Here is a 257-nt window from a genome sequence, read left to right on the forward strand (position 1 = left end):
GCGCACACTGTAGCGGCCGAACGCAGCGACTGATTCCCGGAGCATGCGTGAACGGGTCGCGGCAATGATTTCACAGGGACGCGTGTAGCCGTCCCAATGGGACAACACCTGGGTCAGGTAGCCTCCACCGATAGCGCCGAAGCCGTGGATGCCGACACGGAACTGGTTCAGTGAAGCAGGGAACGAATCGTCGAGCGCCGGCATGCCCAGGTCGGGCACGCACTCGCTCAAGTCGGCGAGGAAGGCGTGCATGCCAG

At 63.8% G+C, this 257-nt stretch carries 1 pseudogene; it reads right to left on the minus strand.

What is annotated here, in order from left to right:
* Positions 1–257: pseudogene (locus SB765_RS31385) on the minus strand (HAD family hydrolase); the annotation flags it as partial.

The sequence above is a fragment of the Pseudomonas sp. SIMBA_067 genome (assembly GCF_046534675.1).
Classification (GTDB): domain Bacteria; phylum Pseudomonadota; class Gammaproteobacteria; order Pseudomonadales; family Pseudomonadaceae; genus Aquipseudomonas; species Aquipseudomonas putida.